Raw genomic sequence first — 7,548 nt, 5'->3', positions numbered from 1 at the left:
GACGGCGCCCGCGGTTCAGCGATCTACCCCGAACCGTCGGATATTTGAGCGGGTGTAGCTCAGGGGTAGAGCACAACCTTGCCAAGGTTGGGGTCGAGGGTTCAAATCCCTTCGCCCGCTCCAAATTCTCCAGAAATCAGTTATCGCTTTCTTGCATAGCAGGTTACGCTCTCGTTACCCCTGCTTATGTGGCATCCCGGCCGTTTAGCTGATAAGGGAGCCGTCTTTGGATGACCACTGGAAAGCATGAAGATGAAAAGACTGATTGGCTCCGCCTTATTGGTATCGTTGCTCGCCGCACCATTTGCTGCAAGCGCCACACCAGTGCTTGTGCTTGATGCCGATAGCCATGAGGTCCTGGCTCAGGAAGACGCAGGCGTTCCCTGGTACCCGGCATCCACCACGAAATTGATGACTGCCTTTTTGACCTTTGAGGCGTTGCGTGAGGGGCGCATCACGCTGTCGACGCCCGTCACTATGACGAAGAAATCGGTCAGCGAGGCATTTTTGGAGTCTGGCCTGTCCCAAGGCCAAGCCATGACGCTCGAAGACGCGCTTTATGCCATGATCGTCGCCTCCGCCAATGATGTTGCCATGGCCGTCGCGGAGACAGTCGGTCACGGCGAGGCGCCCTTTGTGGAAAAGATGAATGAAGCGGCCAAGCGTCTGGGCATGACGGGAACACATTTTTCCAACCCCAACGGGTTGTTCGACAAAAACAATTACACGACAGCGCGTGATCTCGCGATCCTGGGTCTGGCGATCGAGCAGCAGTTTCCGCAGTTTCAGAACTTCTTTCAGGTTTCGGCCGTATCGATCAACGGTAAGGAAATTCCTTCCAACAATCTTCTTCTCACCCGTTATCGCGGCACGACCGGTTTGAAGACCGGGTTCTTGTGTGCCTCTGGGCGCAACTTCGTCGGCGTGGCCCAGCGCGACAACCGCCGCCTGATGGTCGTGGTGCTGGGGGCTACGACGGAACGTGAACGCAACGAGCGTTCGGCAAAGTATCTGACTGAAGGATTTGAAGGGCGCCTGTCGCCGAGCTTGGGTCGCGTCGAAGCCATTGCCAACCGTCCTGACGTCAAGCCAGAAGATATGCGACTGCGCCTTTGTACCAAGCAGAGCGAGCAGTATGAGGCGACGCGCGAGGCAATGTACCCGATGGGGCTACCGGGCCAGCCAAGTTATCTCAATGATGAAATACCCGGCATCGTTCACCGTGTAACGACATGGCAAAATGAGGCTGCCGCCGCAGATATGCCTGTACCGTCACCGCGACCGATCGAAAACCCGGTACCGCGCAACTGAGGCGTGAGCGTTAAACGGCAGCTAAGCTTTTTTACCCGGGCGCTGTCCTCGTATGCCCTGTCTGCCGGTCTATGATTGGCTCAACGTCGATGTCTTCCAGAGGACAGGAATAGATGTAGCCCTGAATGAGGTTGCATCCCATATCGGTAAGCATCTGGAACTGATGGGCGGTTTCCACGCACTCAGCGACGCAATCGAGAGAGAGATCACGCGAAAGCAACTGACAGATCGCACGATCTTCTGACTGGCTTCCCTGTCGGTCAGGTTGCGGATGAAGCTGGCATCGACTTTAATCTTGTCCAGTGGCAACCGCTGGATCTGGCTTTTAGGTTGGAGTGACCTGTTCCGAACGGTCATGGGGCATGCGCCCGCCGGTCGATGAGCGCTTTCATTTTGCGGCCCTTGGATACATTCCGCTGGTGCGAAATTCGCTAGGGTTGGTGCCATAAAGCCTGCGGAAAACCTTCGAAAAATAGTTCGGGTCATCAAAGCCGCAGAGAACCGAGACTTCCTTGATCGGAATGTTCGCCGCCGTGGTCAGCAACTTCGCAGCCCGCCTCAAGCGCCGCTGCAGCACGAATTCTGCTGGCGGAACGCCCTCATTGGCAGTGAAGATCCGTGAGAAATGCGCGCGGCTGAGCCCTGCCACGGCAGCCAGATCGTTGACGGACAAGCGCTCGTTAAGGTGTCCGTCGATATAGCTCAGCACCTGCTGCATGGTGCGGTACTCGCCGCCAAACGAGGCATGCGAGCCGAAGACATCATCATAGAGTGTCATCGCGGCCTCATAGGCGACCGCGGAGGCAGCCCCAGGTGTTTCGGCGCCATTGACTAAACGGGAGCAGCATTCTGACAAGTGATTGATCGTCTGCGGCTGAAGTTTGAGGATCGGCCCAGTGACTGCGAGGATATTGCGATGAATGCGCAGAGCCTCTTCCCCGTTCATGGAAATCCAGAAAAACTCCCACTTCTTATCCTGATCGAGCCAGTAACGATGATTGTGAGGAACGAGGACAAGCAGGGTTTCGCCTGGCTTGACGACGTAATGGCGGTTTTCATACCGCAGATTTCCAGCGCCGCTGATACAGTGTTGCAGGACCGTAAACGGCGTCTGTCCGCGCTTTCTTCCATCCCAGTCATAATTGCCATTTCGACGAACCTCATAACCACTGCTCGTCGGCATCGTGTGCAGCGTCTGACGACCGCGCGGCAAGGAAACAGTGCGCATACACGGGCCTTGATCGATCAAATCTCGCAGCACAAAATTACCCATGAAAGCATAATCCTTCTCTGGTCTAGCCAATCTTTATACGCATAATCGCCCGCAGAGGAGACGGCCAGCAGGATTTTTTCGGGATAGTTCGGTCAAGAATCTCGATTTTCCAGCGTGATGGAAGATATGGGGAGTTTTTGTAATCCAGCTGTTCTTTGGCCAGTTATGCCATTCAAATTTAGGGGAGAGGTGGCGTTATGAGTTTCAAAATTGCTATAATCGGTGCTGGAAGCGTCGGCTTCACAAAAAAACTATTTACCGATGTGCTGTGCGTGCCGGAATTCCACGACATCGAGGTAGCACTTACCGATGTCAGTCAACACAATCTGGATATGATCAAGGCAATTCTGGACAAGATTGTCGAAGCCAATCGCTTGAACGTCAAGGTGACTGCGCATACGGATCGCAAACGCGCACTGGAAGGCGCGAAATACATCATCAGCTGCGTTCGCGTCGGCGGTCTTGAAGCCTATGCCGACGACATCCGCATTCCGCTGAAATACGGCATTGACCAGTGCGTTGGCGATACGATCTGCGCAGGCGGCATTCTGTATGGTCAGCGCAACATTCCAGTCATCCTGGATTTCTGCCGCGATATTCGCGAGGTCGCCGCGCCGGGTGCGAAGTTCCTCAACTATGCCAATCCAATGGCCATGAACACTTGGGCTGCCATCGAATACGGGAAGGTCGATACCGTCGGCCTCTGCCACGGCGTTCAGCATGGCGCCGAACAGATTGCCGAAGTTCTGGGTGCGAAGTCACCTTCCGAACTGGATTACATCTGCTCCGGCATCAACCACCAGACTTGGTTCGTCGATCTGCGGCTCAACGGACGCAAGATTGGCAAGGAAGAACTGATTGCCGCCTTCGAAGCCCATCCGGTCTTCTCGCAGCAGGAAAAGCTCCGCATCGATGTGCTGAAGCGTTTCGGTGTCTATTCCACCGAAAGCAATGGCCACCTGTCGGAATACCTGCCTTGGTATCGCAAGCGGCCGGAAGAAATTTCCCGCTGGATCGATATGTCGGACTGGATTCACGGCGAAACCGGCGGCTACCTCCGCTACTCGACCGAAACGCGCAACTGGTTCGAAACCGAGTTCCCGCAGTTTCTCGCCGCCGCCGACAAGCCAATCGATCCGGCCAAGCGCTCCAACGAACATGCCAGCCATATTCTGGAGGCGCTGGAAACCGGACGCGTTTATCGCGGTCACTTTAACGTCAAGAACAATGGTGTCATCAGCAATCTACCGTCCGATGCGATCATTGAATCGCCAGGCTTCGTCGATCGCTTTGGCATCAACATGGTTTCCGGCATCACCCTGCCGGAAGCCTGTGCGGCAACCTGTATGGCGTCCATCAACGTCCAACGCATGTCGGTCCATGCCGCAGTAACGGGCGATATAGACCTGTTGAAGCTTGCCGTCCTGCATGATCCGCTGGTCGGAGCTGTCTCCACGCCGGAAGAGGTATGGCAGATGGTCGACGAGATGGTGGTGGCGCAGGCGCAGTGGCTGCCGCAATATGCCGATGCTGTTCCAGCGGCGCGCGAGCGGTTGAAAAATGCAACCGTGAAGACCCGCGAATGGGAAGGGTCTGCGCGTCGCGCCGTGCGCTCAATCGAAGAATTACGTGCCATCAAGCAGGCGAGCTGATCGCGAGGAAAAGGCTCGGCGGCCCTGAACGGGGCCGTCTGTGAAGCCGGGCGGGAGGTCCGGTTTCGATTAAATATGGCGGCGCGCCGCTGTTAAAAATGGGGAGTGAGGATGACTAACCGATATCTTGCAAAGACGGCTGCCCTTCTCGTTGGCGTATCCGCCCTGGCATATGGCGCGATGGCCTCGGAACTGACGGTCGTACCGCAGCCGCCGGATTTCCCGGCGCAGACCAAGGTGCAATATGTGGATGGCTCGGCCATTCTCGAATATAAGGCACTGCCGGAATATCATGAGCCTGACTGGGTGACGAAGCAGTTCGTCGACCAGAAGAAGCTGCCGCCGGTCAAGGATCGTCTTCCGAAAGAGCCGATGGTCTACAAGACTGGAAACATGCCCGATGGCGTTGGCGTCTACGGCGACACACTGCGTCACGTCATCGGCGGTCGTCCGGAAGGCTGGAACTACTGGGCCGGTCAGAACCAGGGATGGGGCGGTATCGATATCGGTCTCTTCGAGTGCCTGACGCGCACCGGACCGCTCTTCCAGGTCAAGGCCGACGACCTTCAGCCGCTTCCAAATCTAGCCAAGAGCTGGGAATGGTCCAAGGACGGTCACAAACTGACGATGAAGCTCATCGAGGGTGCCAAGTGGTCCGATGGTCAGGACTTCACCTCCGACGACGTGATGTTCTACTGGGACGACAACGTTCTTGATCCAAACGTGTCGCCGCTGAACGGCGCGACGCAAGAAACCTTCGGCGCTGGAACGACGCTGAAAGCCATCGACAAATACACGATCGAATGGACATTCAAGGACGCGTTCCCGAAGCAGTTCATCTACAACATGGCTTATGGCACCTTCTGCCCGGGTCCCGCCCATATGCTGAAGCCGCAGCATCCGAAATATTCCAAGAACACCTACGATCAGTACAAGAACGCGTTCCCGCCGAGCTACATGAACTTCCCGGTTATGGGCGCGTGGGTACCGGTCGAATATCGCCCTGACGACATCATCGTCATGCGTCGCAACCCCTACTACTGGAAGGTGGACGAGAAGGGCAATCAGCTCCCCTACCTGGATGAAACGCACTACAAGCTCTCGACCTGGGCTGACCGCGACGTCCAGGCCGTTGCGGGCTCCGGCGACATATCAAACTTGGAACAGCCGGAAAATTTCGTCGAATCTCTGAAGCGGTCTGCGCAGAAGGATGCGCCAGCACGACTTGCCTTCGGACCGCGTCTGATTGGTTACAATATCGAGATGAACTTCTCCGCCAATGGCTGGGGTGATCCGGATGCCCGCCAGCAGGCCATTCGCGAGCTGAACCGAAACGAGCACTTCCGTCGAGCCATCACCATGGCGACCAACCGCAAGGAGCTTGGGGATTCGCTCGTGAAAGGCCCCTTCGTCGCAACCTATCCAGGCGGTATTCTGTCCGGCTCGAACTTCTACGATCGTCAGTCGACCTTCTTCTATCCTTTCGATCTCGAAGGCGCAAAGAACGAGCTTGCTGCAGCTGGCCTGAAAGACACCGACGGCAATGGCATCGTCAACTTTCCCGCAGGCACCGCTGGCGGCAAGGATGTCGAGATCTCGATGCTGGTCAGCAATGACTACACGACCGACAAGAGCCTCGCCGAAGGCGTTATTGCCCAGATGCAGAAGCTCGGAATTCGGGTGGTTCTGAACGCTCAGGCCGCCAAGGATCGCGATGCGGCAAACTTCTCGGGCAGGTTCGACTGGTCGCTTCACCGCACTCAAGCCGAAGTGGCGTCCGTGGTGCAGAATACGCCACAGTTGGCTCCCACCGGTCCGCGGACCAGCTTTTTTCACCGCGCCAATAACAAGAATGAGATCGACCTGATGCCGTTTGAAAAGGAGCTTGTCGATACCATCAACAAGTTCACGCTCTCAAGCGACCCGAAGGAACAGGCCGAGCTGATCAAGCAATATCAGAAGATCGCCACGACCAATGTCAACACCGTCGGCCTTGTGCAGTATCCCGGTGCTTTGATCATCAACAAGCGTTTCAAGAACGTGCCGAACGGTACGCCGATCTACATGTTCAACTGGGCCGAAGACTCGATCATCCGCGAACGCCTCTATGTGCCTGCGGCCGATCAGGGTGACTACCAGCTCTTCAAAGACATGCTGCCTGGCAAGCCTGGCGGCGATGGTCCGCAGAAGTAAGCGATCCTCCCGGATCCGCGTCCCGCAGCATCAGGCGGGGCGTGGAACCCAAATGGTGGCGGTTTAGCGGCTTATAGCCCTGGACCGCCACCGTCCCCTCGAGGAGAAGTTCGAATGTTGAGGTTTCTGGTTACCCGCCTCCTGTCGGCAATTCCGTTGCTTCTGATCCTGAGCATCGTGACATTTGCGATCATCCAGGCGCCGCCCGGCAACTATGCAGATTATATCCGTTTGCAACTCATGAATCTCGGAGGCGCGTCCTTCGAGCAGGCGGATGCTCAGGCGAAGGCCTACGCCGTTGCGCATGGTCTCGATAAGCCGCTTGTCATCCAGTATTTCAACTGGATCTGGAACATGGTGGCCAAGGGCGATTTCGGTTACAGCATGTATTATAATCGGCCCGTCGGCGAAATCGTCGCCGAGCGCCTGCCACGAACGCTGATTCTGGCGCTCGTCTGCCACATCTTCGCGTCCATACTCGGCATCACCTTCGGCATCCTAGCCGCCACTAGGCAATACAGTTGGGTCGATACGATCCTTTCCGGCATCGCCTTTCTCGGCATGACCATTCCGCGCTTCCTGATGGCCCTGATCATGGTCTATCTCCTGGTCTTCCATTTCAATATCAGCGAAATCGGTAACTTCTTCTCGCCGCGATACGGCGGGGCGCCCTGGTCTTGGGACAAGTTCGTCGACCTGGTAAAACATGTCTGGCCGGTGGTCGCCATCGCGACGTTCGGCGGGCTCGCCTACAATATGCGCGTGATGCGCGGCAATCTGCTCGATACGTTGAACGCCCAATACATCGAAACGGCCCGCGCCAAAGGCTTGCGCGAGAGCGCGGTCGTCATGCGCCATGCGGTGCCAAACGCCTTGCATCCGCTCATCATGTATCAAGGTGTGGTTCTGCCCTACATGCTGACCGGCGAAATCGAGGTCGCAATCATCTTCGCGCTGCCAACCGTTGGACCGGCCATCGTTGGCTCCATGCATGTGGGCGACGTCTATGTGACAGCAACCTTCATGCTGGTGCTGGCCGCGACGCTGATCATCGGTAACATCATCGCCGACATGCTGCTGGCAGCCCTTGATCCACGTGTCAGACTGGGAGGAGCGTGA

6 protein-coding genes and 1 tRNA gene are annotated in these 7,548 nt (G+C 56.6%); 5 read left to right on the top strand and 2 right to left on the bottom strand.

Annotated features, from left to right (window positions below; all coding sequences use genetic code 11):
- Positions 1 to 48: 48 nt before the first annotated feature.
- Together QZ869_RS07195 and QZ869_RS07190 are read left to right on the top strand one after the other, a co-directional pair.
- A tRNA-Gly gene (locus QZ869_RS07195) sits at positions 49 to 123 on the top strand.
- 129 nt (positions 124 to 252) lie between these two features.
- The gene (locus tag QZ869_RS07190) at positions 253 to 1,311 is read left to right on the top strand and encodes a D-alanyl-D-alanine carboxypeptidase family protein (protein WP_296103614.1); all 1,059 of its coding nucleotides are present in this window, start codon (positions 253 to 255) and stop codon (positions 1,309 to 1,311) included.
- Positions 1,312 to 1,342: 31 nt separating this feature from the next.
- Here the strand turns inward: QZ869_RS07190 and QZ869_RS21750 are convergent, their stop codons facing one another.
- Positions 1,343 to 1,531, bottom strand: coding sequence for an EAL domain-containing protein (locus QZ869_RS21750; RefSeq protein WP_367115319.1), 189 nt, complete (start codon positions 1,529 to 1,531; stop codon positions 1,343 to 1,345).
- Between the two features lie 168 nt (positions 1,532 to 1,699).
- A complete protein-coding gene (locus QZ869_RS07180; protein WP_296103609.1) occupies positions 1,700 to 2,584 on the bottom strand; it encodes an AraC family transcriptional regulator in 885 nt (294 codons plus the stop codon).
- Between the two features lie 197 nt (positions 2,585 to 2,781).
- Here QZ869_RS07180 and QZ869_RS07175 point away from each other — a divergent pair, with 197 nt between their 5' ends.
- The 3 genes from QZ869_RS07175 (at position 2,782) to QZ869_RS07165 (ending at position 7,548) form a co-directional block, all read left to right on the top strand.
- Entirely contained in the window at positions 2,782 to 4,236 is a 1,455-nt protein-coding gene (locus tag QZ869_RS07175) for an alpha-glucosidase/alpha-galactosidase (RefSeq protein ID WP_296103602.1), read from the top strand.
- Between the two features lie 111 nt (positions 4,237 to 4,347).
- On the top strand, positions 4,348 to 6,429 hold the full coding sequence (locus QZ869_RS07170; protein WP_296103599.1) for an ABC transporter substrate-binding protein: 2,082 nt from the start codon (positions 4,348 to 4,350) through the stop codon (positions 6,427 to 6,429).
- A gap of 114 nt (positions 6,430 to 6,543) precedes the next feature.
- Positions 6,544 to 7,548 (top strand): ABC transporter permease, encoded by a 1,005-nt coding sequence (locus QZ869_RS07165; RefSeq protein WP_296021493.1) that lies wholly within the window; start codon positions 6,544 to 6,546, stop codon positions 7,546 to 7,548.

It is taken from the genome of uncultured Agrobacterium sp. (genome assembly GCF_913777885.1).
In the GTDB taxonomy this organism is placed as follows: domain Bacteria; phylum Pseudomonadota; class Alphaproteobacteria; order Rhizobiales; family Rhizobiaceae; genus Agrobacterium.
The sequence above is the reverse complement of the archived record's forward strand: the minus strand, read 5'-3'. Positions and strand labels throughout refer to the sequence as shown.

Bases quoted from the DNA above. Each gene is read 5' to 3' on its own strand.
- QZ869_RS07190 (WP_296103614.1), top strand. From the start codon at position 253: ATGAAAAGACTGATTGGCTCCGCCTTATTGGTATCGTTGCTCGCCGCA.
- QZ869_RS07180 (WP_296103609.1), bottom strand. From the start codon at position 2,584: ATGGGTAATTTTGTGCTGCGAGATTTGATCGATCAAGGCCCGTGTATG.
- QZ869_RS07175 (WP_296103602.1), top strand. From the start codon at position 2,782: ATGAGTTTCAAAATTGCTATAATCGGTGCTGGAAGCGTCGGCTTCACA.
- QZ869_RS07170 (WP_296103599.1), top strand. From the start codon at position 4,348: ATGACTAACCGATATCTTGCAAAGACGGCTGCCCTTCTCGTTGGCGTA.
- QZ869_RS07165 (WP_296021493.1), top strand. From the start codon at position 6,544: ATGTTGAGGTTTCTGGTTACCCGCCTCCTGTCGGCAATTCCGTTGCTT.